Origin of the sequence: Mesorhizobium sp. B2-5-7, assembly GCF_006440875.1 — a bacterium.
Lineage (GTDB): Bacteria > Pseudomonadota > Alphaproteobacteria > Rhizobiales > Rhizobiaceae > Mesorhizobium > Mesorhizobium australicum.
The window spans coordinates 24705-51240 of the sequence record NZ_VFUO01000007.1 but is presented as its reverse complement, the minus strand read 5'-3'; the positions used below and the strand labels follow the sequence as shown (position 1 = coordinate 51240).

Below are 26536 nucleotides of genomic sequence, written 5' to 3'. Positions count from 1 at the left end.
TCCCTTCACCCGTGAGCGCCTCGGCACAACGTTCTCGACCGGTCTCCGGCGAAGATGTCGATCTCGGCGACTGTGAACTCATCGGCGGTGAAGGTGTCGCCGCATACTGTGTCGGCATGGTTCCAGCTGGGAGATGCGTGCCTCCCCTTTACTCTCGTCCAGACGCCCGCCTGGGCTCCTCATGATCGCGATCAAAAGCGTGATCATCGTCAGAGACCCGAGCAGCTTGGCCTTGGCACGGACAGTTCCCGCGCACCTGGCGCAGGGGTATGGTCTTGTTCTCGACATCGTGAGAACGCTGGAATTTCTTCATCTCGATGTCATGTCGGCGCAAAGCGTATCTGACCTGCCGCGTTCGTTAACCCGGTCCGGCGGTATGTGAGCCCTGGAAACACTCAGGAGTTGTGGTCCAATGCTCCTCCCAAGTAGCATTCATTCAATTCTGGAAGCACACTGTTCACCCGCCCCCTTTGCGAGGATGGCGCCAGAAGCGGTTGGCGCTTGTGGTAACTTCAGGAGTACACACGTGCCCTATGCAAACGCGGATCATCCGAACTTGAAGAGGACACCGAAGCCACCGCGCGGATAGTTCCATTCGATCTCGCCGCTGGCCTCGCACAAGATGCGGCAGGTGCCGCACTCCATGCAGCCATCAGCGGTGATTTCAACCTGACCTTTGTCGTTCGACTCATAGCATTTCGCTGGACAGACGTGGGTCAGCGCGACCAGATTCGCGCTTGGTTGCTCGTGCGGTCGCACCTTTATATGCGGACGGCCGGAGTCCACCAGATAGCGGTTCTGGTAAAGCTTGTCCTCTACACGCAAGTTCGTCACTGGGTTTGTCATGTGGTCAGTGCCTCACCGCCACGCCAATGCCAGGCGGATAGCGTCCCTGACCAGACCCAACCGCGATCGCGCCTTGATGAAGGCTGCGGTAGTAGCCCTTTCCTTCTCGATCTTTGGCGTGCCGTCGACCCGCATGAAGTTCTGCGCGGCTTTCGACATTAGCCGCGGGTAGGTCGTGAAGAAATTAGCGGCGTTATTATGGAGTAAGGCTGGCATGTCTTTGTATTTCCGCAGGTCCTTCACCACGAAGGATTCGTCCAGCATCGTCTTGTAAAGGGCGAGGTTCCGTTTGGTCATAGGATCGTTGCGTCTCTTGACTTGGATGATAGCTTCAGCCGCAATGCGACCGGAGGTCATGGCGAGGTTCGAACCCTCGCGGTGAATGGCGTTGTTCAATTGCGCAGCATCGCCAACAACGACCCAACCGTCGCCAAAGAGCTGCGGAATTGCCTTGTAGCCACCTTCAGGAATGAGATGCGCCGCGTATTCCTTCACCTCCGAGCCGGCGATCAGCGGCCGGATCGAAGGATGGTTTTTTAGCGCCTCCAGGAGGGCGTAAGGGCTCTCCATCTTCGCGGTGAAATCCGAGACGAGGCAGCCGATGCCCAGTGAGATCGATTCCTTGTTGGTGTAGAGGAACCCGAGCCCGGCCATGTCGTGGGATATCGTGCCGACTGCCTCGATCACGCAGCCTTCACTCCCTTTGACGCCGAACCGCTGCTCAATGACCTCTTCGGGCAAGAAATGCATTTCCTTGACGGCCAGCGCCACGGCTTCGGGCGTCAGCATCTTGCGCAGGCCGCCTCGCGTGCCAAGCAGCCCGCAGACACCTTCTGCAAGAACAACGACGTCCGCGTAGATCGCTCCGCCAGCCCGATCTGTCCGCACCCCGATCACCTTGCCCTTGTTGTCACGCACGAGTTCCGTCACGGTCGTCTCGCACAGAAGCGTCGCGCCGGCCTGGCGCACCCTGCGCGAAAACCACTTGTCGAACTGGGCACGGATGATGGTATAGCGATTGGGGCTCACCTCGTTGAAGTCCTCCGACCGATAGTGAATCCCGGTGTGGGAGGTCTCGTCCATGACCCATAGCCGCTGTTCGACCAGATGCCGCTCCAGAGGTGCATCATCGCGGAAATCCGGGATGATCTTCTCCAGCATGTTCGCGTACATGATGGCGCCCTGAACATTCTTGGAGCCCGGATATTCACCTCGCTCCAACTGGAGTACCTTCAAGCCGTCGCTTGCCATCGTGTAAGCAGCTGCGTTCCCGGACATGCCGGCTCCGATGACAATCGCGTCGAATTCTTCGTTGATCATCTCGATCTCCCTTAGCTCGCAAGCTTGTCGCGGCTGTGCGGTGACAGCCGCCGGGTGAAGGCCTCGGTGAGCGCGGGGAGGAAGCGGACCGCATCGGTGACGATCCCGAGGTGAGCGAAATCGAAAATCGGAGCGTTCGGGTCGGTGTTGATGGCCACGATGAGATCGGCTGCCTCAACCCCAACGCGGTGCTGGATCGCGCCAGAAATACCAGCCGCTATGTAAAGCTTCGGCCGGATTGTCTTGCCAGTCTGGCCGATCTGCCGATCCGCCGGCATCCAGCCCTTTTGGACCAGCGGCCGCGAACAGCCAAATTCGGCGCCAATCGCTCGCGCGAGACTCTTCACAAGCTGCAGGTTCTCCGCCCCGCCGAGGCCGAGCCCTCCCGCAACCACCACATCGGCATAGGCGAGATTGGCTGTGCCTGACTGGCTATCCGGCAGGAAGCCGAGGATTTTGGTGACGATCTCATCCTCGGCCAGTGAAAGCTTGTGCGCGATGACGCGCCCGATCGCTCTGTCCGCCCGCTGCGGCATGGGCATGACCCTCGGTCGCACCGTCGCCATCTGCGGCCTGTAGTTCAGCGTGTATATCGTGCATAGCAACGAACCCCCGAAAGTCGGACGGGTCGCGGCAAGCGAACCGTCGGCATCCACATCGAGTTCGGTGCAGTCGGCCGTGAGCCCTGTTAGCAAGGTCGTCGCGACGGACCCGGCGAGATCCCTGCCGAGCGTGGTCGCTCCGAGAAGCAGAATCTCGGGTTTGTAAGTATCAACCAGATCGGTCATCGCCTTGGTGAAAGGCTCATTCCGATAGTCGGCGAGCAGCGGCGACTCGACGAAGTAGACAAGGTCGGCGCCATAGGCGAAGGCTTCGGCGACCGCGTTCTGGGTGGCTTCTTCCGGCGGTCCGAGCACAACGCCACAGAGCTGGACGCCAAGTTTGTCTGCCAGCTTGCGGCCCTCACCAAGCAATTCGAAGGACACGGAGTGGACCTGGCCGCGTTCAAGCTCGATGAAAACCCAAACGTGCCGATAGGCCCTGAAACGCTCGGGCAGTTCCTTCGTCATCCCGGCACGGCCGGCGGGCGGGCGGGGAGTGTCTGGGTTCGCGCTCGACATATGGTCTGCTCCTTGCCGTCAGGCGCCGTCGAAGGCGAGTTCCGGTTCCAGTGCCGGCTGGCGGGTGAAAATTGCAACAATCAGTTCGTCGGCGAGGTCGCGCAGCGTCTTCTCGGCCGTGTCAATTTGCGCTGCCTTTTCCGACCGCGCCGTAGGGGCGAAAACGCGTCTGACGACCGTCGGCGAGCCACGCAAGCCGCACTTGGTGAGGTCCTCAATGCCCGCCTCGGCCGCACTCCATTTCACAACCTGCCTCCGCGCAGCGCTCAATGCGTCTTCGATCGAGCCCCGACGCATCTCGTTGGTGCCTTCCAGCATGGTGATGAGGCAAGGCAGCTTGCTCTTCAGCGTCTGCGTCCCGCCCTCGCAACGACGCTCCACCGTGATCTCGCGCGCAGCAAGATCGATGGTAGCGATTCTCGCGACATAGGTGAGTTGGCTGAGATCGAGACGCTTGGCGATGCCGGGCCCGACTTGCGCGGTGTCGCCGTCGATCGTCTGCTTGCCCGTGAAGACCACGTCCGGCGTGCCGAAGGTTTCGCCGATCTTCGCGATTGCCTGGGAGAGAGCAAGTGATGTCGCCAGTGTGTCGGAACCGGCAAAATAGCGGTCGGTCAAAAGCACCGCGCGATCGGCGCCGTAGCCAAGCGCTTTGCGCAGGGAGTCCTCTGCCATGGGCGGACCCATGGTGAGCACGGTGACCTCGCCGCCATAAGCGTCGCGTAGCCTGAGAGCTTCTTCGAGGGCGAATAGGTCATAGGGGTTGATGATGGTCGGCACACCCTGGCGCATGATGGTGTTCGTCACCGGATGGACCCGTATCTGTGCCGAGTCCGGCACCTGCTTAATGCTGACGACGATGTGCATTGGCGTTTCTCTACGCTGTTATCCGGCGGGCTGGCGGTGCGAGTTCTTGGCTGCATCATTCGTGCCAAGTGCTTTGCGGCCCTGTTCCCCTTCGGGCTGCTCACTACGGATGGCGCCGTTGCGATCCCGAACTTGTCGACTTCTTGACATTGTCGCGTCGCGTCTATGTCGCGATCATTCCCTGCCGAACGGCTTCAGGACGGGATCGAAAGGAACGAAGGCGCGGCGTGTCGTGCAAGCTTTATCCGGATCGTGATCTTTGAGCACCTTGAAGACCCGGTGCGTGAGCGGCGAGGAAACCGCGAAGTCCCCGTAAGCCCGTTCCAGCAGGGCGCGCACGCGCGCGGCGATCACCTGGTCGGGCAGACCGGAGAAATCTTCCTCAGCAAGATATTGTCCCACACGCTTCATGATATGGAGCCGTGAAACGTCGAGCACCTTCGGATCATAGGAGACGCCAAGGACAGAGAAGAACTCCTCCGCGGCCGACACTCCTTTCAGTCGCGTAACGATATCGGTGACATCGATGGGACGGCCGTCAGCGGAACAGGTCATTACATTCTCCCTTGTCGGAAAACTGTTGGGTCAAATACGAAAAACTCTGATCTACAGCCGCGAAAATCCGCAGTTTGATGCACGAGGTGGGCTGAGCCAGCGAGGCAATCGGTTGGTCGCAAGGCTGGGCACCCCGGTGCCCGGGCGTGGCGAACAGGCGCCATGCGCAGCGCCGAGCAGTGCGAGATGGGCTCGATTATTGCCGCATTGGCTCTCGATCTGCCCGGGCTCCGACCTGAATGGGACCGAGGTCTTGTTGCTGGCATCTATGAGGAGATCGGCCAGACGCGGCCGGATCATGCGCCTTGATCTCCGGAGGGTTTTGGAGGTCACAGCCCCGACGATCGGCTTGGTGGCGGCTGTCGGTCGGCGTGACGCCTGCGCGACCTTGGCTGCCAGGGCAGGCAATGCGGTCAGGTCGATGCCAGCATCTGCGTGCTGGAGGACAGCTAACGCGGCGGCCACCTCTTCCAGCGCGGCATTGCCCGCGCGCTCGCTGAGTCCAAGGACGGTGGCCGAGGCATGGCGCGCGCCGGCGCGGATCGCCGCCAGCTGGGCGACAAGCTCGAAGGTCGAAAAGGGGTCGAGAACGCCGGCTGTGCCAGCCAGCCTCACGCGCCTTGCGCCGGCGCGCGCCGCCATCATGATAACGCGCCCGAGATGATCCCGGTCGGCCCGTGAAGCATCCTCGCAGCCAACGGCGACGGAGGAGCCGCTGGCGGCTGCGCGCCCGACCATATGCTCGATAAGCTGGAGCGCTCCCGCCTGATCGAGGCCGAGCTTGGTGGCAAGTTGGATGTTCGATGCAGGAAACGACAGATTGACGGCCCGGACCGCGCCCTCGATCGCTGCTTCGAGATCCGGTGAGGTCATCCGGCACCAGGCCGTGAGCCGCACCGAGAGGCTCCGCGCGACCACGGCGCGAATTGCGTCGATCTCGTCGGCGCCCATTGCCGGCGTGCCGATCTTGATCTCAGCGACGCCGGCTGCTGCAAGCGACTCAGCGATCTCAAGTTTTTCCGCCACGGTGAAGGCAACGCCGGGTGCCTGCTCGCCCTCGCGCAGAGTCGTCTCCTTGAGAAAGACCTGACTTCTCATGAATGGTCGCCCGAGCTTCCGGCGCTGAGACAGGGACCGCATTGAAGGTCTTCGGCACTCCGCCCTTCCGGCGCAGAACTGAGGGACTCGCGCAGCTTCTCCACGATGGCAGGCAAGACCTCGAGCACCCGGTCCACGTCGTCTTGGTCGTTGTCACGCGAGAACGAGAAACGGACCGCCCCATGTGGGATGTTCATCGCCCTCAGCACATGGCTCGGCTGTGCACAGCCAGAGGTGCAGGCGGAGCCTGAGGAACAGGCGATACCCACGCGGTTGAGGAGATGCAGGATTCCATCACCTTCGATACGTTCGAAGGCGATGTTTGCGGTGTTCGGCAAGCGCTCGAAGGGATCGCCGTTGACGAAGGTGTTTGGTACACGCTGAAGAATCCCGTTCTCCAGCCGGTCGCGTAGCCACTTTATCCGTGTGGTCTCATCATCCATGAATTTCAGGGCGAGTTCGGCTGCCATGCCGAGCCCAACTATGCCGGGCGTGTTTTCGGTTCCCGCACGCCGGTCTCTCTCTTGGTGACCGCCTTTGATCAGCGAGTGGAAGCGCACACCGCGCTTGAGGAAAAGTGCGCCGACGCCTTTCGGTCCATGCAATTTATGGCTGGAGAGCGATAGCATGTCGATAGCGGTCGATTTCAGGTCCATGGGGAGCTTGCCGACCGCCTGCACGGCATCGGTGTGGAAAAGGGCGCCGACTTCCTTCGCCAATTCGGCGAGCTTTGCGACGGGGAAGATCGTACCAGTTTCGTTGTTGGCCCACATGATCGAGACGATTGCCACGTTTGAGCTGAGGGCTGCCCGGTAAGCGTCAATGTCGAGCCGGCCATGGTGATCCACCGGGATCCTGTGCACCTTGACCCGGCGCGTCTGCTCAAGATGTGCGCAGAGCGCCAGCACTGCGGGATGTTCAACGGCGGACGTCACGATCTCTGTCCGGTCAGGCATCACCTCGAGCGCCGAAAGAATGGCCGCGTTGTCGCTTTCCGTCCCACCCGAGGTGAAGGTGATCTCGTCATCAAACGCCGCGCCGATCAGCGCCTGCAGCTGCCGCCGCGCGTTTCTCAACGCGGCGCCGGCAAGGGTGCCAAGACCGTGCGCCGACGAAGGGTTGCCGAATTGATCCGTAAGGAAGGGCAACATCGCTTGAACGACCTCGGGATCGACCCGTGTCGTTGCGTTGTTGTCGAGATAGAGAACTGTCATGGGTGTGGTCTCCAATCGAGCGGAATGACGTTAAGCGCAAGGATTCATCGCGCTTGCACCCGCCGTTGATAGCCGAGACGATCCAGAGCCGGTGCAGCACCCACAAATTGATTTAGACAGGCGCCGCCGTCGCGATCGACGAGCTCACCTCCCGGGCCCTCTCTCCTGCTTCGACGATCAGCTGAAGGACTTGCCGCATGAGCACTTCGCTCGCGCGTTTGGGTTATCGAAGACAAAGCCGGAGGATTCGAGCCCCGTGACGAAGTCGACGGTCATGCCGGCGACATGCGGTTGGGAGCCGGCGTCTAAGAACACCTTGATCCCATCTGTCTCGAGGATCGCGTCGCCCTCGCGCGGGACGCTCTCCAAGCCGATTGAGTATTTGAAGCCGGAGCAGCCGCCGGGCTGAACCATGATGCGAAAGCCTTCCGCGGGGTCAGTAGCGGCGGAAAGAGCGGTCTTGACCGCGGCAACGGCCTTGTCGGTGAGCGTAATCATGGCTCGCTTATCCTCGTGCGTGACGATTTTGCGGATCACCATGCATGGTCCGTGCCAATGGGAAAAGCGGCGCTGGAACAGTGCGACATCGCTAACACTGCCGCGATTCCGGTTCGGAATTGCTGCGAAGGCGTCCGGCAATCGACACGTATTGTCGGATTTGTCGCGTCCGCCACAGGGGCTGGGCCCGAGTTCCCGCTGAGCTGGCACGTAAGCCAGTTTCCGAGATGCTTCGGCAAATTGGCACGAGTTTTGAGGCTCCCTTTTGGCGAGGACTAACGCTCCTGACCGACAGTATGGGCAAGCAGAGGTAAGACATGCACCAGCGCGAGAAACCTTCGCCAGAGAGAATCCGGCGGGCACGCGAAGACAGCCCCAAAATCCGCGACCGCGATCTCGCTGGCCAATTGGGCATCTCGGAAGCGGAGCTCTCCGCGGCACATTGCGGTTTTGGCACGGTGCGCATCGAGCCACGCGTCAATGTTGTTCTAACCGCTCTCAAGGCGGTCGGCGAGGTAATGGCGCTGACCAGCAATGATAGTGCCGTGCATGAGAAGATAGGCATCTACGACAAGGTGCTCACCGGCAGCCATCACGCCATGGTGCTCGGCAATGACATTGATCTGCGCATCTTCCCGAAGGTGTGGGCGCATGGCTTTGCCGTCGAGACACGCGAAGGCGGGGAGATCCGCCGCAGCCTGCAATTTTTCGACGCCGCAGGCGAGGCAGTGCACAAGGTGCATCTGAGGCCGTCCTCAAACCTCTATGCCTATCAAAGACTGACAGACGAACTCCAATCCTCGAACCAGGAGCCGATTGTATCGGTTAAGACGAGGTCAGCCGAAAACGAGGCAAACATTCCGGACCAAGCCGCTACCATCGACGACCTGCGGGAGCACTGGAGCCAGCTGACCGACGTACACCAGTTCTTCGGCATGCTGAAGACGCTGAACCTCAGGCGCCGCCGGGCGGTCCGCATGGTCGGCCAGGACTACGCCTGGCTGCTTGACAATGCTGCCATTGGCGGCATGTTCCATCGTGTCGCCGAGGACGAGATGCCGATCATGTGCTTTGTCGGCAATCCTGGCTGCATCCAGATCCATTCCGGCCCGATCAAGTTGGTCAGGCAGATCGGGCCTTGCATCAACGTTCTCGACGCCACTTTCCACCTGCATCTCAGGACCCAGCACATCCGCGAGGTTTGGGCCGTGCGCAAGCCGACCAGGGACGGCCACGTCACGTCACTCGAAGCCTATGGCGCCGACGGCAATATGATCATCCAGTTTTTCGGGACGCGCAGGGAAGGCGAACCCGAGCGCGACGACTGGCGGTTACTGACCGAGAACCTGCCGCGCTTTCCCAATTCAACCGCCGCTTGAGGTAGGACCGACGCATATTGATTTCCGTTTTCGCTCGGCGTCCGCGCCGCTACTCTGGATTCTGCTGACCACCTCTGCGCCTGCCGAGGCCAACGAGAGCACAGCTGTCTTTTGCGACCCGTCGCGGATCGCCTTGACCGTAGTCTCCAGCCCCAGGGCGCTACACCCGTGGCGAGCCAGCCATCGATGGTTCCGTTGCGATGTCCCAGAACCGGAAGCTGCCCCTGGTCTAATGCGTCAGCTGTACGTCGATCGAACGTCCAACATCCCGGCCCTGTACGGCGCCGGGTGGCATCAAGTGGTCGAGGTGAAATCGATCGGTCCCTTCGTCCAGTTTCCAGAGGGATGGGTCCACAAAGGCGTGCTCGAATGATCCATAAGGTCGGCAAGGCCCGTCGGCGTCCAATGCCAAGTCCGCAAGGGTAGCGTGCGAGATGGATGCAAAGCTGAACGCCGCCCGAAGCAGACCGTATCATCAAAGAACGCCAGCGCATCCTGTTCGTGCTATCGGAGCAGGGCGGTTAGATTCTCGGCCCGGGGCGGCGACGCAGCAGTCGAAGGCCTGGTTGCCGGTACGACGAGTGCGGTCGAGGATTTCTCCGGCGGGCAGCAGCTGTCCGACGAGGCGATCGTCACCGCCAGGCGAGGTGATCCTGACGCAGAAGAATGTCGGGGCGGAATCTTCAGAGCTAATTTGCGGCCTCGCGATAGCCTCGGCGGACGTAGGCCTTCTTTTCGCCGTTGGCGGCGTCGGCGGCCCCAAGCTCCAGCTCCGCCGCTCGGCGGCAAACCAGCAAGGGATCGGGGCCGGAGCCTTCTTCACGAGCGCGCAGGCTCATCATGGTCAGTGATCGTTCCTGCGAACCAATCGCTGTCAGCAAATCCACCTTGCCTGCGAACCGTCGATTACCACCGCAAAGCCGCTCGCTCCCTACAGCGCTTGTGGAGAGCGCGCTCGCGAGCGGCTTCGCTACCGCCGAGCGACACCCGGTCTGGGAGGGACCTCGTTCGATCCTTAGGCAGCTTCCACCAGGCTCCTCGTTAGCTTCTATGCGCACCGTTGTGATGTCTGGAACGGACAAGAATGTCGAAAGCCCTACCAGGCGTAGCCCCATACCGGGTCGCCACGACGATATATGAGCGGGTGCCAACGGTGCCCCTATTCGGCACGCGATTTGCTCAATGTCATCTGAGGCGATGTCGGCAGTGCGTCACGCAGTTCAGCGGCGTAAACGCCTGAACGCAGGAGGACCAAATGGTAGCCAACCCGGTTCCAGATCATGTCCCCCCGGAAATGGTGGGCGACTTCAGTCTTTTTACCTCGCCAGGCATGTCCCCGACGCCCAACGGCGATCCGCACGCAGCAGTCGCTTGCGTGCATGCCGGGCCGCCGATCTTTTATTCGCCTTGGAACACGCGGGCCGGACAGGGTACTTGGGTCATCACTCGGGCGGCAGATCAGCGCCGGGTGCTGCAGGAGACCGAAGTCTTTTCCAGTCATCGCAGCATCTTCGCATCTGCATTGGGCGAAGACTGGCCGATGATCCCGCTCGAACTCGATCCACCGTACCATGGAGTCTTTCGCTCACTGCTCAATCCGCTGCTTTCGCCACAGCGCGTAGCGGAATTTGAACCAACTATCCGCGAGCGAGCGATAACGCTCATCGACAGCATCGCCTCGCGGGGCACGAGCTGCGACGTGATGAAGGATTTCGCCTTTCCCTTCGCCGTCAACATCTTCCTTCGCTTTCTCGGACTGCCGGATCACCGTCTCGATACATTTGTCGGCTGGGCGAAAGATCTGCTCCACGGCGACGATGTGAGACGGCCGGCGGCTGCTCGGACTATTGTGGCGTTCATCGACGAACTAGCGGCGATGCGCCGCAAAGAGCCCGTCGACGATTTCATGAGCTTCATCGTGCATGCACAGGTCGAGGGTCGCGGGTTGACGGACCAGGAGGTCCGTGGCATTGGCGTGCTTACCTTCGTTGCGGGACTCGACACCGTCGCTGCAGCCATTGGCTTCGACTTGGCCTATCTCGCGCGCAACCTCGAAGATCAGGAATTGCTGCGGAACGAACCGGACCGGATTGTGCTCGCAGCCGAAGAGTTGCTGCGCGCCTATCCGAGCGTTCAGATGATCCGCGTGGCACGGAAAGATATCGATTTCAAAGGCGCGCCGATCCGCAAGGGAGACTTTGTTTCCTGCGCCACGATGATTGCAAATCGTGACCCTGCGGAATTCGAGGCCCCCAACACGGTCGATCTGACGCGAGAGGGCAACCGCCACGCCGCCTTTGGCTATGGTCCCCACCGTTGCCTTGGCTCTCATCTCGCCCGGCGGGAAATTGTCATTGGGCTGGAGGAGTGGATGGCGCGCATACCGCCCTTTCGGATCAAGGAGGCAACAGCACCCATCACCCATGGCGGCCATGTGTTCGGGATCGAAAATCTGATTCTGGATTGGGCTTGACCAAGGCCGCCCGGAACTGGGCACAGACGTGGGAAGTAGCCGTGCGCATTATCGTTCACAAAGCCAGGTGCCAGGGTCATGCGCAATGCTCGGCGCGAGCGCCGGCAGTCTTCAAGCTGGATGAGGCGGGCTACATCCTACCTGGTGACATTGATGTTGCGGATGGGGAGCAACTGCTTGCGGCAGATGGGGTGCGATCCTGCCCCGAACTAGCGCTGGAAATAGACGATCCGCCTGCTGCGCGCATAGTAGCCCAGGCCACGCGCAAACGGAACAATGCGCTCCCGGAACACCTCAGAACGACGGAATTTTCGACTATGGACCCCGCAAAAACTACCGAACTACTCGACCGTGAGGCGATCCGCGACTGCCTCTATCGGTACTGCCGCGGGATAGACCGCGCCGATGAGGCAGCGCTGCGTAGCGCCTACTGGCCTGATGCACATGACAATCATGGGGCCTATCGCGGCTCGGCCGAGGGCTTCATCCGGTTTGCGCTCGGTGTCTTCAAGACCGGACCGCGCAACATCCATCAGATCACGAACGTCCTTGTCGAATTCATCAAACCGGCTCAGGCCGCAGTCGAGAGCTATTTCACCGCGCTGCAACGCGGACCGGACAAAGACGGAGAAATGCGCCAGATGCTGCTAAGCGGGCGCTACTGCGATCTGTTTCAAAAGAGGGCAGGCGAGTGGCGGATTGCCGATCGGACCGTCGTCTACGATTGGCTCGAGGAGCAGGTCCCAGCTGCGGTGCTTGAGACAGAACGGTTCGGCCTGCGACAGCCGATTGGAGCACCGTATCCGAACGATCCGGTCTACGCGATCGGAAAGCATCGCGTTGCTTCTCGCGATAATGCGTCCCCAGCTCCGAACGGGAAAACCACATCGGTGGGACGATAATTTATGACAACTCTGCTACGCCACAGCAAGCTTAGCGATACCCTGCACGCTAAAGATGCGGCCGCCAGGGTAGCCTTTCTGCCCCGCGACAGCGTGACCGCGACAGCGCTCTGGTCTGAGGCCACGAGCGCGCCGAGGCCGGTCTACATCGATTTGCTGGACTTGGCAGAGCCGCTCATCGAGGCAAGCCCCTGTGCTTGAGGCGTCGGACACACATTCGACTATCCGACCGAGAGTTGGATCGCAGCCAATGCGGACGACGCCTGTCTGGGAACGCACGCGACCGGCGCCAGCACAGGGTGCTCTACGGGGGCGCACCATTCCGCCGCACCACGTCGAGGGCAGAGATTTCAGAGACTCCTGGAGAAAGTTCCCATGAAGCATGCAGGACGGGTCGTAATCATAACAGGCGCCGTGGGCGGAATCGGCCGTGCCCTGGTCGATGTTCTTGCGGCAGATCAAGACACTATTGTTGCGGTGGACCTTCCTGGGACCGGCGTGTTTGAACTGGCCCGCGATCTCGGCGAGCAGCACCTTGGCCTCGAGTGCGATGTCTCGCGAGAGGGAGATATCCTCGCGCTCTATGGCCGGGTCGAAGCACAGTTCGGGCAGATCGACGTCCTCATCAACAACGCCGCGGTGGGACCCAATGTGGCTGCCACTGTCGACACCGATGTCGACGCCTTCCGACGCCGCCTGGCAGTAAACCTGATTGGGCCGTTCGTCATGGCGCGCGAGGCGGCGAGGCGCATGAGGCCGGGAGGTGCCATCGTCAACGTCGCTTCGATGTCGGGCGTGGCCAGCAATCCCAGACGCCATGCCTACGCAGCCTCGAAAGCAGGCCTGATCTCGTTGACAAAGTCGCTTGCATGCGAATGGGCTTATCGCGGCATCCGCGTGACGGCGGTAGCGCCGGGCTGCGTGCGCACGCCTATGACTGCAGAGCTGGAACGAGCAGGCAAAATGGACCTCTCGGCGATGCGCCGTCGCGTGCCAATGGGGCGCATGGCTCGGCCCGACGAGATCGCCCGGGCTGTGCGTTTTCTGGCAAGCGCACAGGCGCACTACGTCACGGGATCCGTGCTGGCGGTCGACGGCGGCTGGATGTCATTCAACCAACCTGGGGATGCCTGCCCTGAGGTGGAAGGCGTTCCCCTAAGCGAACTCTCCTGTCCGGCCCAACGCGCCGACGCGCGAGTGGTGCTCGTCACGGGTGGTGCGAACGGTATAGGCGCCGCCGTTGCTCGCCGTTTTGCCGCGAATGGTGATACCGTAGTGATCGCCGATAAAGACCGCACCGCGGCAACTCTCCTGGCTGCATTGCTCGGCGGAAAGAACATCGCGAAATCGGTAGATGTGGCCGTCGAGGCCGAGGTGGTGGCGGTGTTTGAGGAACTGAGGGAGCGCTTCGGGGGCGTCGATATCCTCGTCAACGGTGCTTCTGTCGTCGACACTTTTGTGGCTGGGATCGAACAAATGCCTGCAGACATCGAACGTGTCCTGCATGTCAATCTCACTGGCGCCTTCGTTTGCGCGCGTGAAGCGATCAAAGCAATGCGCCCGGGCGGCGTGATCCTCAACCTCGGATCGATCAACAGTTTTCTGCCCTTCGCGCCGCGTCACGCCTACGGTGCCTCGAAGGCGGCGATGGACATGCTGACCCGATGCATGGCGGCCGAACTGGGGCCCGCCGGCATTCGCACAGCCACCGTCGCTCCTGGCTATATCCGCACTCCCGCCATTAGCGAGTTGGCGAAAACCGGCCACATCGACTTGGCAACGATCGGCCGACGGATCCCTTTGGGCAGGATGGGAAGGCCGGAAGACGTTGCAGATGCAGCGTTTTTCCTGGCTTCCTCCGACGCCTCATACATCAACGGCTCGATCCTCTATGTGGACGGCGGCTGGACCGCGTTCGGTGACGCAGGAAACGCCAGCGAACTCTACGACGAATGCTTTGCGGAGGCGGGTGTTTGAACGTCGACCATCGCTACGCTACCGGGCGCCGTCCATGAAAGCGGAGACCTGGCTTGGAACGCGCCCGCGGCGCGGCCCCGATCCAAGATGTCGGCGGGGCAACGTCCCTCGGCATGGGGACAAGCTCTCGCGCGTGCCGGCAACCATGGATCCGGACTGCTTATCGTACCACTATGCCCCTGCCAGGCGCCCGATCCGAGGCAATCGCGTGTCTCGGATGAGCGCAGTTCCAAATCCGCCAACCATCAGCAAACAAGGAAACATAGTGGAATTCGCCACCTTCATCCTGGCCGCCCAACGTGGGTATCATCAATCCCCCGAGATCGTTATCCGAAACTCGATCGAACAGGCCATCGCTTCGGAACAGGCCGGCTTCGGCACAGCCTGGTTCGCAGAACACCACTTCAACAACTACAGCCTGATCCCTTCGCCATTGATGATGGTGGCCCACTGCGCCGGAGTGACGAGCACCATTCGCCTCGGCACTGCCGTCTGCGTGCTGCCGCTCTACAAACCGCAGCGCCTGCTCTCCGAGATCGGCTTCGCCGATATCCTTGCGAACGGTCGCCTGGAACTCGGCGTCGGCTCTGGATACCAACAGTTCGAGTTCGAGCGCTTCGGCGTCAGTATCGATGAGGCGCCGGCGATCTTTTCGGAACATCTCGATATCCTTTTGAAGGGTCTCAACCAGAACATCTTCGAGCACGATGGCCACTATGAGAAAATACCCCCGACGGCGATTTCAGTATGCACCGTCCAAAGGCCGGCACCGCCCATCTGGATGGCCGGCGGGCCGGCCCGCATGAAACGGGCCTACCGAGAGGGTCACAATTTCTTTGTCACCGCATTCCACGACGGCCTGGCGAGCTTGAGCACGTTGCGCGGAGCAATCAAGGAGGCGGCGGCTTCCGAGGACAGGAATGTGACGGACGCCAGGATATCGCTGTTGCGTTGCTGCTACGCCAGCGATGACGAGGAGGAGATCAACAGCTATCTCGACAACGCCCGTTTCCAGCGCCGCCTGTCCGAGGCGCTGCATCAGCGCCGGCAGCAGAGCCACGACGGCTATCTGCTGCAGGAAACGCCCACCCAGCAGGATCTGTCCTTCGGGGCAATGCGCAACAACCTGCCGATCGGCAGTGTGAATCGCGTGATTGATCGCTTGCTGCAAGAGATCGACATTCTGAAGCCGGATCAGATCGCAATCCAGACCCAGTTGGGGGATTTCGACCAAAAGCTAATGCTGCGCCAGATCGAACTCTGGGGAGACAAGATCATTCCCGCAATCAACAAGGCGCTGGGTTATGCGCGCGTTTGAAATCATAAGGGGGCCAACTTCGTGGCCGCAGCTTCTTTTTCGTTCCACTCGGCATAAACGGATTCAAATGGCACGTTCATGAACGGAACTTGGCGTGGGTTTCGATGAGTGGCGCTGCCGTCACCTGGACGGCCCCAGATGGGGTTCCCCACTATCTCGCCTGCCGACGGGCGAGCCTTCACGGCTAACCGTCGCTTCAGGACCTGCTCGCGCCGTCAGCCAAATTCACGGCGTCGTGTCCTGGGTGAAATTCTCGCCTGCCCGACAGGCTGCAGGACGCGTTTCAAGGCGAGGCTCAATTGCATGATCAAGGCGGTCGATTTCCCCGACCGCTCATTGGGCACGAGCCTGCGCACACGTGTGCCCGAAAGACTGACTGACCCGCGTTGCGCTCGGCAGAGTGCTGCGTGAAGGCACAGACCAGGAGAACGGAACCATGTCCGGTCAAAACGATGCGCATATCGGCACCGGCCAATGGCCGACGATCCAGCCGGAGAAGGAGTTCGACGAACATGTGCTTGCCTGCGTCTTCTCCTGTGCGCTCAAGGAGGTCGAGGCTGGCACGACAGTGGCGGAGTCAACAGGCCTTTCGCTTGCCGAGCTGCGCGAGGTCTTGCCCCGCGGTTTCCCTGGTACCGCGATGGCAGCATTCGCCTCGGCAAACGTCAGCGATGCTGAGCCGGGTGTAGAGGAAGAACTTCTGCGCGGCCTGCTACTGGCACATGCCCGGGCGAGTCATCCGGCGAGCGCCCGCTTCGCTAAGATCCTCGCCCGGCGCGCCATGCATGATGGCCATCTGTGGCAGGACCTTGGGCTTCCCGACCGGACCGAGCTCAACCGCCTTCTGGCCACACACTTTCCGACGCTGGCGGCCGGCAACACCCAAAATATGAAATGGAAGAAGTACTTTTACCGCAAACTCTGCGAGGCCGAAGGGTTTTCGCTGTGCACTGCGCCCAATTGTCGGGAATGCAGTGATTTCGAAAATTGCTTCGGCCCCGAGAAAGGCGAATGTGAAGAACGCGTCACACCGGTTTAAACGCCGCTTTTCGTCACGAGGCCCTGAGGCCTTGATTACCGTTGTGCCACAAGCGTTTTTCCCGGCGCCGCTGTACGGAGGAGGGGACATTCATCGCCTCGCGATATTTTGCGACGGTGCGGCGAGCGAGATCGATACCGTCTTCCTTGAGCCGGTCAGCGATTTCATCGTCCGAAAGCACGTTCTCAAACGATTCTTCGGCGACCATTGCTTTGATCCTATGGCGGACAGCTTCGGCGGAGTGCGCGTCACCGCCTTCGCAAGAAGCGATCGCGACAGTGAAAAAGTACTTGAGCTCGAACACTCCACGTGGGGTGTGCATGTACTTGTTCGACGTTACCCGGCTTACAGTCGACTCGTGCATGTTGATCACGTCAGCGACCGCCTTGAGATTGAGGGGTCGTAGGTGGGCGACGCCATAGTCCAGAAAGGCATGCTGCTGGCGCACGATTTCGTTCGAAACTTTGACGATCGTCTTGACGCGCTGATCGAGACTGCTGATTAACCAGAGCGCATTCTGTAGGCATTCGTTGAGAAATGTCATCTCTTTCGATTTTTTGGCGACTCGGCGTGAAACTTCCTTGAGATAAGTGTGTTTGATCATCAACTTGGGCTGCGTGTTCGGATCAGGCTCGATCTGCCATCCACCTCCGGGCGAGGGAGTGGCCCAGACATCCGGCACGATGCATTCCGGCGCGCCCGAGTGGAATGCGTTTCCGGGCTTGGGGTCGAGCGCACGGATTTCCTGCAGCATGTCGAAAAGATCTTCGTCGTCGACGCCGCAACGCACCTTCAAAGTCCGATAATCGCACCGCGCAAGCACGTCAAGGTTGGCAATCAAAGCCGCCATGGCCGGGTCGAACCGGTCTCGCTGGCGCAACTGTATCTCAAGACATTCGCCGAGAGATCGTGCGAAAATCCCCGGCGGATCGAGGTGCTGCAAGATACCCAAAACTCGTTCCACATCGGCCAGCGGGATGTTTAGCTTCCCAGCCAGCTCCGAAGCACTTGCCCCAAGCAAACCAGTGTCATCCAGATGTCCCGCAAGCACATTAGCAATCAGCCGCTCGTGCGGCGTGAAGGCGGTGAAGGAAATCTGAGAAGCGACATGGTCGTGCAGCGTTTCTGGTAAGGCGACAAACTCCTCGAAGGCACGATGATCGCCAGGCGCGGTGCTCGATTTCCCTTGCCTGGGCAGATCCCGGGACATCTTCGCATACTCCAGAAGGGGATTTCTCTCGAGCTCCTGGGCCACGAACTGATTCAGTTCGGGAATGTTCATTTGAAGCAGGCGAATCGACTGGATGAGTTGAGGCGATAATCCCAGAGACTGTTTCTGAAGTAGGCTCAATGACGGTTGCATGGTCACTTATTCCTGTCTAGAAGCTCTTGACTGCGGCTGGTTTCGATCTCTCACAGGGTCGACGCCTCTCATGCGCGTCACCTTTGAATGACCTTCCCGGACGCGCCGCTTTAGAGCTTTGCCCTTGTGCAAGTGGCGTCCAAACGCAGCTGCACATCCTCGGCACCAGGTCATGCAGCGTCCTTCAATGTTTGAAGGACGTTCTGCGGGGATGAGACGCCATAAGGGTCGGTCCCGCAGTTGTCGGAGAAACCTTCCTCCTCAAACCACTGCTCCACCACGCCATTATTGACCAGAGCCGCGTAGCGCCAGGAGCGCATACCGAAGCCGAGATTGTCCTTGGCAACCAGCATGCCCATTTTGCGGGTGAACTCGCCTGAACCGTCGGGGATCAGCTCGACTTTCTGCAACCCCAAGGACTTCCCCCATGCATTCATGACAAAGGCATCGTTGACGGAGAGGCAGTAGATCGCGTCAACTCCTTCCTTCTTGAATTCCGCATAGAGATCTTCGAAATTCGGCAGTTGGTAAGTCGAACAGGTCGGTGTGAAAGCACCGGGCAGCGAAAACAGGATGACCCGTTTGCCGGCAAAGTAGTCGTCGGATGTTCTTTTTTCCCAGCGGTAGGGATTTGGCCCCTGGACTGAATCATCGCGGACACGCGTAAGAAACGTGACGAAGGGAACCTTCTTTTTACCGGTCATCAATTTTCTCCTTGAAGGGAGGTGGCACTGGATTCTTGCAGGGGCTGGCGCAATACCGAGCTGCGGGTCTCGTGCATGGCATGATGCCGACGGCGCTCCCGATGCTTTCTCCATTCGGGTGTATGGGAACGGCCCGGCTCCAGGTGTTCTTCACCCGAACCGCATCGACGTGGGCGATTGGGGGACGCGGCTCCGGATTCGTGGCAACGGCCCGGCTCCAGACCTTTCTCACCCGAAAGCCATCGATATGAGGGATGAGGGCACCTTCTAGCGCCGCGATTGGTCTGGCCGCGACTAGGGCGCCGGAGCCGGCATGGATCACCCACTCCTCATACCCGGGGTCAAAATGCTGGCAACCGGACATGACCAGGAGCGGGATGAGCATATGCGTCGCAAAAGTGATTCTCCGCGCCGCAGAGCGGCGTGGCTGAACTGGTTCAGCGTATTGGCTGGACTTGCCTGTTTCCGGCCGACGTGGGCTCGGCCGAAATTTTGAGAAGCCTCTTGGCCACTGACATGCTGATGCAAACCGATTTCCGGCAAATGCGCGAGCATCATCTGGCGTCTCGGCATCGGACCCCAGTTGCAAAGCCGCTTCGGAGGACGGATCTCCGAACCGGACGACGTCCCGATCTTCAGCGAAGACGGCCACCGTCGCCTTTGTCCATCGTTTGGAGCTTGGGGCGTCAGCCATGGTAGTCACCTTCTTCCTGGTTTGATGGGCTCTAAGCACAAGGCTGCAAGCGGCATGCCATTTCCAATGAAGCTGCTCCTGCACCAGCGCTATCGCTTCGGTACGACGTCTTCGCCAACCGGAGGTGCGCGCCAGAGCCGTCACGTCATCACACCGAACAAAAGTCCTGTGTAGAGAGGGTATTCACCCGTCCGGCGCCGGCTGGCAAAGGACGGGCCAGACAGGGCAAGCCCAGGCAATACCCCGCATCGGCCGGCACAGCGATTGCACAGTGTGTTTGCCCTGGCGTGTTTTTACGTGCGACTAACGTGAACGCAGGCCGGCAGCGCCACGATCCGGATTCGATAAGGATCGCTTTCGACTCGGCTACGATCTTTACACGCATGGTGTTCCTCTCGCCGAGCGTCCCTATCGAAATCCATTGTGTCGGAAACTGGACTAGAATTGTCGCAAAGCCGACCCAAAGGTCGCCAAGAAGCGTCCGCTGTTTGCGGGAACCGGCAGAACGCAACGGAGCGCCAACCGGGCACGCAAATAGCCAACAATCTTGTCAGTGGGACGTCTGCAAATTTCGAGGAGAGCCTCGGCTGCCCCTAGCGAGGCTTGATGCAGGAGCGCATTGATCTTCCGCTCCAACTCAACTGAAAGGATTTCTGTGATCCATTCGATCGCTATGCCTGGCAGGCACTAAATCGGCATTTCAAAACCGATGATTTGACGGGTCTCGCTAGCTCGCGCCGAAAAAGTTTGCTGCCCATTTGTGCCCGACGTTCAAACGGTTGAAGAGCAGATTGCGCCCTTATCTCCCAAGCTCGTCGGCGTCCACCAGCGGGACGAGGTCGTTGCCATGAAGTTGTCGGACATAGTCATTCGAGAGGTGAGACCGTCGTTGCGCTGACACCCTTGCAATATCAGGACATCGATGTCGGCGAAGATGGGCTGCGCAACCTGACCAAGTCCGCCCGGCCGAGCGCTGATCGCTCGCTGTAGTCTCGGTGCAGGCCGGCAAGGCACCGGCGCTGGTCCATGCCCGTTGAAGAGCCGACGTGGAAGAGGCAGTACCGCGATCCAGGCGGCCATCCTAGGCGAGACGAAGGCCTGGATCGAAAAAGTATCGTGCGCAGACCGCGTCGCGCGGCTGGTGCGAGTCCACCTCGACGGCGAGCTTCTCTCCCACCAGGCGGTTAGGTTGCGTGTTTCGGGTCGAATACGAACACTGTGAGTGCCGCGAGCAATGTGGCAATTGCGGTGTAGGCAAAGACACCCGTGACGTGGTCGGGATCCTTCAGCAGCAGTCCGCCGAAAATCGCGCCGGCTGCGATGGCTACCTGGAACGTTGAGGTCATCAGCACGGCGGCGCTTTCGGCCTGCTCGGGAACCGCACGCAGCAGTATCCAAGTCTGCAACCCCACCGGCACCGCGCCGAAGGCAAAGCCCCATACGGAAACCGCAATCGCCGAGGCAAAGGTCGATGCTCCAAACTTCAGCAACGAGACAGCGGCTATCGCCATAAGGAAGGATGGCAGGGCCGCGACTGCCTTGAGACTGTGTTTGGCCAGGAATGCTCCGGCAAAACTGCCGAAGAAGCCGCTTATGCCAGAAAGGAGCAACAATATCCAGATCCCGTTGGTACCGAGCTTGGGAGTCGTCTCGAGGAAGACCCGAATATAGCTGAAGCTGGTGAAGTGCCCAGAAGCGACCAGCAGTACGACCAAAAGTGCGACCTTTATGGTCGGATCTTTGGCCGCATCCAGCAGACTGCGGAATCCAGCCATTTCAACCGGAGGCAGCGTCGGCATCGTTAAAAGCAGCACCAGCAGCGTAACAGCATTAAGCACTGCGGTGAGCGTGAAGGCCACTCGCCATCCCAAGCTGCCGCCGACGACGGCGCCGAATGCAGGCACGCATACGAGAGCGACCGAAACGCCGGCGAGGATGATTGACATGGCGCGCGGCAGAAGATGATTTGGAACGAGCCGTATCGCCAGCGATGCCGAAATCGACCAGAAGCCTCCGAGCGCAATGCCGAGCATAACGCGTGCTGCCAGCAAAACCGGCAGCGACGACCCGACTGCCACCAGAAGGTTGGACAGGATCTGAAGCAGCATCATTGCCCACAGGACGGTCCTGCGGTCCAGGCGCTTTGCAATAATGGCCATCGTCGGCGCTGAGATCGCCGCAGCAATGCCCGTCGCTGTGATCGCATATCCAGCCGCATCCACTGAGATGCCGAGATCGCGCGCTATCAGCGTCAGCACGCTGGCTGGCAGACACTCTGCCGCCACCAGCCCGAAGGTGCCCAAAGCAAGCGAAATGACCGCACCCCATGCGGGAGGAGATAGTCGATCCGGCGTTTCTGGGCCGTGCAGAACAGTCTCGATAAGACCCGTCGCCGATTCGGTCATGAACATCCTCGCCCAACATGGGTTGGCTGCGATGACCCGAACTAAAGGCAGAAGCGCGCCATCGCTGCCCGACATCTTGTGACAGTAGGGCGTGCAATTTCGGTGCCGGTTCTCCGTGCCCGACGGGGGTGTCATCGTCGGCAGACGTCTCATCAGGCTGTTCTATGCCGACCTCGGCGTCCGTCTCGAACCAGCCATGCGCGCCAGCAGTTCCGAGCCCGGATGTCTGATGTTCCGTGACGGGACGACGCGAGCCGGTCGCTATGACCGCCGCCTTTAAGCAGCCAAAAACCGGCTCTGACTGAAAGGACCATTTCCGGTGGCTCGAACCTGACGTTTTGTGTCGGGCATTGTCGGGTCCGCTACACGGCTTGTTCCAACAATAATCTATCTGCCAGCGAGCACTTGTTAGCGCACAAGCTAACTAGCTAGAGCCAAAAGGAAAAATCCCGCTTTGGCTGTCCTTCGAAAAAGTTGGCACGAAACTTGAGACCTCGTTGTGAGGCGGCAAGAGCTGCCCATCGGCATTTGTGTCCCGGGCAGCCGCGACGGATGAAACCAAGGAAGGAAACCTATTAATGTCACGTCTGCGTCAGATCGCCTTTTACGGCAAGGGCGGCATCGGCAAGTCCACCACCTCCCAAAATACGCTCGCCGCTCTCGTCGACCTCGGGCAGCGAATCCTCATCGTCGGCTGCGACCCCAAAGCGGATTCCACCCGCCTGATCCTGAACTCGAAGGCTCAGGATACTGTCCTGCATCTCGCGGCACAGGAAGGTTCGGTGGAAGACCTCGAGCTTCAGGACGTGCTCAAGGTAGGCTACAGAGGCATCAAGTGCGTGGAGTCCGGCGGCCCGGAGCCGGGTGTAGGCTGCGCCGGCCGCGGCGTCATCACCTCAATCAATTTCCTTGAGGAGAACGGCGCCTACGACGATGTCGACTATGTCTCCTACGACGTGCTCGGGGACGTGGTTTGCGGCGGTTTCGCGATGCCGATCCGCGAGGGCAAGGCGCAGGAAATCTATATCGTCATGTCCGGGGAGATGATGGCGCTCTATGCCGCCAATAATATCGCCAAGGGCATCCTGAAATATGCACATTCGGGCGGTGTTCGGCTCGGCGGACTGATCTGTAACGAGCGTCAGACCGACCGTGAGCTTGACCTGGCCGAAGCACTGGCTTCCAGGCTCAACTCCAAGCTCATCCACTTCGTGCCGCGCGACAACATCGTCCAGCACGCCGAGCTCAGAAAGATGTCAGTGATCCAATATGCGCCCGACTCCAAGCAGGCCGGAGAATACCGCGCGCTTGCTGAGAAGATCCATGCGAATTCTGGCCAGGGTACCATCCCGACCCCGATTACCATGGAGGAGCTCGAGGACATGCTGCTCGATTTCGGCATCATGAAAACCGACGAGCAGATGCTTGCCGAGCTTCAGGCCAAGGAAGCGGCAAAGGCGGCAGCCCAGTAACCGATATTGGGCGCCCTCCTTGAGGTGGCACGCCTTGCAAAGAACGGCGCCTCGTCGGTGAGGCGTCACCAGACACCTTGAAAGGGGTCCCATGAGCCTGGAATACGAGAATGATGGTGCTCTCCATGCGAAGCTTATTGAGGAGGTGCTATCGCAATATCCGGACAAAGCGGCGAAGCGCCGCAAAAAGCATCTCAGCGTCGCAAAGAGCGGGGACCAGGCCGGCGGGGAAAACGAGATCCTTTCCGAATGCGACGTCAAATCGAACATCAAGTCCATTCCGGGAGTGATGACCATACGCGGCTGCGCCTATGCCGGCTCAAAGGGCGTGGTCTGGGGTCCGGTCAAGGATATGGTCCATATCTCGCACGGCCCCGTCGGTTGCGGCCAATATTCCTGGTCACAGCGCCGCAACTACTACGTCGGAACAACGGGCATCGACACGTTCGGGACAATGCAGTTCACATCCGATTTCCAGGAGAAAGACATTGTCTTCGGCGGTGACAAGAAACTGGAACAGATCATCGATGAGATCGAGCTACTGTTCCCGCTGAATAACGGCATCACGGTGCAATCCGAATGCCCGATCGGTCTCATTGGCGATGACACCGAGGCAGTTTCTCGCAAGAAGGCCAAGGAGTACGAAAAGACTATCGTGCCGGTGCGCTGCGAGGGCTTCCGCGGCGTCTCGCAATCACTCGGCCACCATATCGCCAATGACTCCATCCGCGACTGGGTCTTCGACAAGAAGGACGTCGATTTCGAGGCCGGTGCTTACGACGTCAACGTGATCGGCGACTACAATATTGGCGGCGACGCGTGGGCCTCGCGCATCCTGCTTGAGGAGATAGGATTGCGCGTGGTCGGCAACTGGTCCGGTGACGCGACACTCGCCGAGATCGAGCGCGCCCCGAAGGCCAAGCTCAATCTCATCCACTGCTACCGGTCTATGAACTACATCTGCCGGCATATGGAGGAAAAGTATGGCGTCGCCTGGATGGAGTACAATTTCTTCGGACCGTCCCAGATCGAGACCTCCCTGCGTAAAATAGCCAAGCATTTCGGCCCCGAAATCGAGGAGAAAGTCGAGAAGGTCATCGCCAAGTACAGACCGCTTGTCGACGCGGTCATCTCAAAGTACCGGCCACGCCTCGAAGGCAATACCGTCATGCTCTACGTCGGCGGCCTGCGCCCCCGCCACGTCATCACAGCTTACGAAGACCTCGGCATGATCATCGTTGGCACCGGCTACGAGTTCGCTCACAACGATGACTATCAACGCACGGGCCATTACGCAAAGAATGGCACGCTGATCTATGACGACGTTACCGGCTACGAGTTGGAGAAGTTCATCGAGGGAGTTCGCCCCAACCTGGTTGGCTCTGGCATCAAGGAAAAATACCCCGTGCAGAAGATGGGTATCCCGTTCCGTCAAATGCACTCCTGGGACTATTCGGGACCTTATCACGGCTATGACGGCTTCGCCATTTTCGCGCGCGACGTGGATCTTGCGATCAACAATCCGGTCTGGGGCCTCTACCAGGCACCTTGGAAACAAAGCCCGTCCCGTGGGCAGGCGATGGCTGCCGAATAGATGCCCTGTCCCAGGCCTAGTCTCCCCAGAGAGACGATGAACCCTCGCGGCTTGTGAGCCTCGGGAAACCGCAAACGTCTCCACGTACCTGAGCTGCCGTATGGCGCGGCCAGATGGAAAGAGGTAATACCAATGCCGCAGTCGGCCGAAAAGATTCTCGACCACGCTCCGCTGTTCCGCGAGCCGGAATACAGGCAGATGCTCGCCGGGAAGAAGCTGAATTTCGAATGTCCGCACCCGGATCAGATCGTTGCCGATCAGGGTGAATTCACCAAGACCTGGGCATACCGCGAAAAGAACCTCGCCCGACAAGCGCTTGTGATCAATCCCGCCAAGGCCTGCCAGCCGCTCGGCGCTGTGTTCGCGGCCGCGGGCTTCGAGCGGACCATGTCCTTCGTCCACGGTAGCCAGGGCTGCGTGGCCTACTACCGCTCTCATCTATCGCGCCATTTCAAGGAGCCTGCTTCGGCGGTTTCCTCCTCGATGACCGAGGATGCGGCAGTATTCGGGGGCCTGAAGAACCTGGTCGATGGGCTCGCCAACACCTACCAGCTTTACGACCCGAAGATGATCGCAGTCTCGACGACTTGTATGGCGGAGGTCATTGGCGACGACCTGCACAGCTTCATCGAGAACGCCAAAGACGAAAAGTCGGTGCCGCGCGACTTTGACGTGCCCTTCGCCCACACGCCGGCCTTCGTCGGTAGCCATGTCGACGGCTATGACGGCATGCTGAAGGGCATTCTAGAGCACTTCTGGAAAGGCCAGGAGCGCACGGAAACCAAGGGAACCATCAACCTCATTCCGGGCTTCGACGGCTTCTGCGTCGGCAACAACCGGGAACTCAAACGCCTGCTCGATATGATGGGTGTGTCCTACACCTTCATCCAGGACGCCTCTGACCAGTTCGACACGCCATCGGACGGGGAATACCGCATGTATGACGGCGGCACCAAGATCGAAGAGGTGAGGGGGGCACTTGACGCCGAGGCAACGCTTTCGCTCCAGCACTACAACACGCGAAAAACGCTGGATTATTGCGGGCAAGTTGGGCAGGCCACGGCTTCCTTCCATTATCCGCTGGGCGTCCAGGCGACCGACGAATTGCTGATGAAGGTGTCGGCGCTTTCCGGCAAGGAAATCCCCGAGGCAATCCGACTGGAGCGCGGCCGACTGGTTGATGCCATGGCCGACAGCCAATCCTGGCTGCACGGCAAGAAATACGCGATCTACGGCGACCCGGACTTCGTGTACGCCATGGCCCGCTTCGTCATGGAGACCGGCGGCGAGCCGACACATTGCCTGGCAACCAACGGCTCCTCGGCCTGGCAAGCCGAGTTGCAGGAACTGCTTGACGCCTCGCCCTTCGGCATGGACGCTCAGGTCTGGGCGGGTAAGGACCTTTGGGCGCTGCGATCGCTTCTCTTCACCGAGCCGGTGGACCTGCTGATCGGCAATTCCTATGGCAAGTATCTGGAGCGCGACACCGGCACGCCGCTGATCCGCCTGACGTTTCCAATCTTCGACCGGCACCATCACCATCGCTTTGCGCTCATGGGCTACCAGGGCGGGTTACGCGTGCTGACCACGATCCTCGACAAGATCTTCGACAAGCTCGATCGCGAGACGAGCCAGACGGGCGTGACGGACTATTCCTATGACCTCACCCGCTAAAGCACACGGCCAGCTTTTCGCCC

General features: G+C 60.1%; 22 protein-coding genes and 1 pseudogene. 11 read left to right on the top strand and 12 right to left on the bottom strand.

Annotation, left to right across the window (positions count from 1 at the left end):
• Window positions 1-181 precede the first annotated feature (181 nt).
• Window positions 182-382: a hypothetical protein gene (locus FJ543_RS26445; RefSeq protein WP_064993541.1), complete on the top strand. Its 201-nt coding sequence runs from the start codon at window positions 182-184 to the stop codon at window positions 380-382.
• A gap of 164 nt (window positions 383-546) precedes the next feature.
• On the opposite strand, the gene FJ543_RS26440 is transcribed toward FJ543_RS26445, so the two are convergent.
• From FJ543_RS26440 to FJ543_RS26405, 8 genes are all read right to left on the bottom strand, one after another.
• Window positions 547-846, bottom strand: coding sequence for a ferredoxin family protein (locus FJ543_RS26440; protein WP_064993540.1), 300 nt, complete (start codon window positions 844-846; stop codon window positions 547-549).
• 12 nt (window positions 847-858) lie between these two features.
• A complete protein-coding gene (locus FJ543_RS26435; RefSeq protein WP_064993539.1) occupies window positions 859-2166 on the bottom strand; it encodes an FAD-dependent oxidoreductase in 1308 nt (435 codons plus the stop codon).
• 11 nt (window positions 2167-2177) lie between these two features.
• Window positions 2178-3287, bottom strand: coding sequence for an electron transfer flavoprotein subunit alpha/FixB family protein (locus FJ543_RS26430; RefSeq protein ID WP_064993538.1), 1110 nt, complete (start codon window positions 3285-3287; stop codon window positions 2178-2180).
• 18 nt (window positions 3288-3305) lie between these two features.
• Window positions 3306-4154, bottom strand: a complete 849-nt coding sequence (locus tag FJ543_RS26425; protein WP_013533507.1) for an electron transfer flavoprotein subunit beta/FixA family protein — start codon at window positions 4152-4154, stop codon at window positions 3306-3308.
• Window positions 4155-4328: 174 nt separating this feature from the next.
• On the bottom strand, window positions 4329-4709 hold the full coding sequence (gene nifW, locus FJ543_RS26420) for a nitrogenase stabilizing/protective protein NifW (RefSeq protein WP_064993537.1): 381 nt from the start codon (window positions 4707-4709) through the stop codon (window positions 4329-4331).
• A gap of 51 nt (window positions 4710-4760) precedes the next feature.
• The gene (locus FJ543_RS26415; protein ID WP_224655971.1) at window positions 4761-5807 is read right to left on the bottom strand and encodes a pyruvate carboxyltransferase; all 1047 of its coding nucleotides are present in this window, start codon (window positions 5805-5807) and stop codon (window positions 4761-4763) included.
• Entirely contained in the window at window positions 5804-7021 is a 1218-nt protein-coding gene (nifS, locus tag FJ543_RS26410) for a cysteine desulfurase NifS (RefSeq protein ID WP_064993536.1), read from the bottom strand. The genes FJ543_RS26415 and nifS overlap by 4 nt, the downstream gene beginning before the upstream one ends.
• Before the next feature lie 177 nt (window positions 7022-7198).
• A complete protein-coding gene (locus FJ543_RS26405) occupies window positions 7199-7519 on the bottom strand; it encodes an iron-sulfur cluster assembly accessory protein (RefSeq protein WP_064993574.1) in 321 nt (106 codons plus the stop codon).
• 317 nt (window positions 7520-7836) lie between these two features.
• Here FJ543_RS26405 and FJ543_RS26400 point away from each other — a divergent pair, with 317 nt between their 5' ends.
• Window positions 7837-8898 carry a ChuX/HutX family heme-like substrate-binding protein gene (locus tag FJ543_RS26400; protein WP_064993535.1) on the top strand — a complete coding sequence of 354 codons (1062 nt, stop codon included), beginning with the start codon at window positions 7837-7839 and terminating at the stop codon, window positions 8896-8898.
• A 689-nt stretch (window positions 8899-9587) separates the two neighbouring features.
• Here FJ543_RS26400 and FJ543_RS26390 read toward each other — a convergent pair.
• Window positions 9588-9779 (bottom strand): hypothetical protein, encoded by a 192-nt coding sequence (locus tag FJ543_RS26390; protein WP_086081371.1) that lies wholly within the window; start codon window positions 9777-9779, stop codon window positions 9588-9590.
• 374 nt (window positions 9780-10153) lie between these two features.
• Between FJ543_RS26390 and FJ543_RS26385 the strand changes: the two genes are divergently transcribed.
• The 6 genes and pseudogenes from FJ543_RS26385 (at window position 10154) to FJ543_RS26365 (ending at window position 16607) form a co-directional block, all read left to right on the top strand.
• Window positions 10154-11371 carry a cytochrome P450 gene (locus tag FJ543_RS26385; RefSeq protein WP_064993533.1) on the top strand — a complete coding sequence of 406 codons (1218 nt, stop codon included), beginning with the start codon at window positions 10154-10156 and terminating at the stop codon, window positions 11369-11371.
• Window positions 11266-11535: pseudogene (locus tag FJ543_RS32325) on the top strand (ferredoxin); the annotation flags it as partial. The gene FJ543_RS26385 and the pseudogene FJ543_RS32325, both read left to right, overlap by 106 nt.
• A gap of 153 nt (window positions 11536-11688) precedes the next feature.
• The gene (locus FJ543_RS26380) at window positions 11689-12273 is read left to right on the top strand and encodes a nuclear transport factor 2 family protein (protein ID WP_064993573.1); all 585 of its coding nucleotides are present in this window, start codon (window positions 11689-11691) and stop codon (window positions 12271-12273) included.
• A 375-nt stretch (window positions 12274-12648) separates the two neighbouring features.
• On the top strand, window positions 12649-14250 hold the full coding sequence (locus FJ543_RS26375) for an SDR family oxidoreductase (protein WP_064993531.1): 1602 nt from the start codon (window positions 12649-12651) through the stop codon (window positions 14248-14250).
• Between the two features lie 265 nt (window positions 14251-14515).
• Window positions 14516-15568: an LLM class flavin-dependent oxidoreductase gene (locus FJ543_RS26370; protein ID WP_064993530.1), complete on the top strand. Its 1053-nt coding sequence runs from the start codon at window positions 14516-14518 to the stop codon at window positions 15566-15568.
• A gap of 436 nt (window positions 15569-16004) precedes the next feature.
• Window positions 16005-16607 carry a nitrogen fixation protein NifQ gene (locus FJ543_RS26365; protein WP_064993572.1) on the top strand — a complete coding sequence of 201 codons (603 nt, stop codon included), beginning with the start codon at window positions 16005-16007 and terminating at the stop codon, window positions 16605-16607.
• A 13-nt stretch (window positions 16608-16620) separates the two neighbouring features.
• On the opposite strand, the gene rpoN is transcribed toward FJ543_RS26365, so the two are convergent.
• From rpoN to FJ543_RS26345, 3 genes are all read right to left on the bottom strand, one after another.
• The gene (gene rpoN / locus FJ543_RS26360) at window positions 16621-17970 is read right to left on the bottom strand and encodes an RNA polymerase factor sigma-54 (RefSeq protein WP_084015736.1); all 1350 of its coding nucleotides are present in this window, start codon (window positions 17968-17970) and stop codon (window positions 16621-16623) included.
• Between the two features lie 170 nt (window positions 17971-18140).
• Window positions 18141-18674, bottom strand: a complete 534-nt coding sequence (locus tag FJ543_RS26355; protein ID WP_064993528.1) for a peroxiredoxin — start codon at window positions 18672-18674, stop codon at window positions 18141-18143.
• 1878 nt (window positions 18675-20552) lie between these two features.
• On the bottom strand, window positions 20553-21773 hold the full coding sequence (locus FJ543_RS26345) for an MFS transporter (RefSeq protein WP_064993570.1): 1221 nt from the start codon (window positions 21771-21773) through the stop codon (window positions 20553-20555).
• 578 nt (window positions 21774-22351) lie between these two features.
• Between FJ543_RS26345 and nifH the strand changes: the two genes are divergently transcribed.
• The 3 genes from nifH (at window position 22352) to nifK (ending at window position 26513) form a co-directional block, all read left to right on the top strand.
• Window positions 22352-23245: a nitrogenase iron protein gene (gene nifH / locus FJ543_RS26340; protein WP_064993527.1), complete on the top strand. Its 894-nt coding sequence runs from the start codon at window positions 22352-22354 to the stop codon at window positions 23243-23245.
• A 91-nt stretch (window positions 23246-23336) separates the two neighbouring features.
• Window positions 23337-24839, top strand: a complete 1503-nt coding sequence (nifD, locus tag FJ543_RS26335; RefSeq protein ID WP_064993526.1) for a nitrogenase molybdenum-iron protein alpha chain — start codon at window positions 23337-23339, stop codon at window positions 24837-24839.
• A 132-nt stretch (window positions 24840-24971) separates the two neighbouring features.
• Window positions 24972-26513 (top strand): nitrogenase molybdenum-iron protein subunit beta, encoded by a 1542-nt coding sequence (gene nifK, locus FJ543_RS26330; protein WP_064993525.1) that lies wholly within the window; start codon window positions 24972-24974, stop codon window positions 26511-26513.
• Window positions 26514-26536 lie beyond the last annotated feature (23 nt).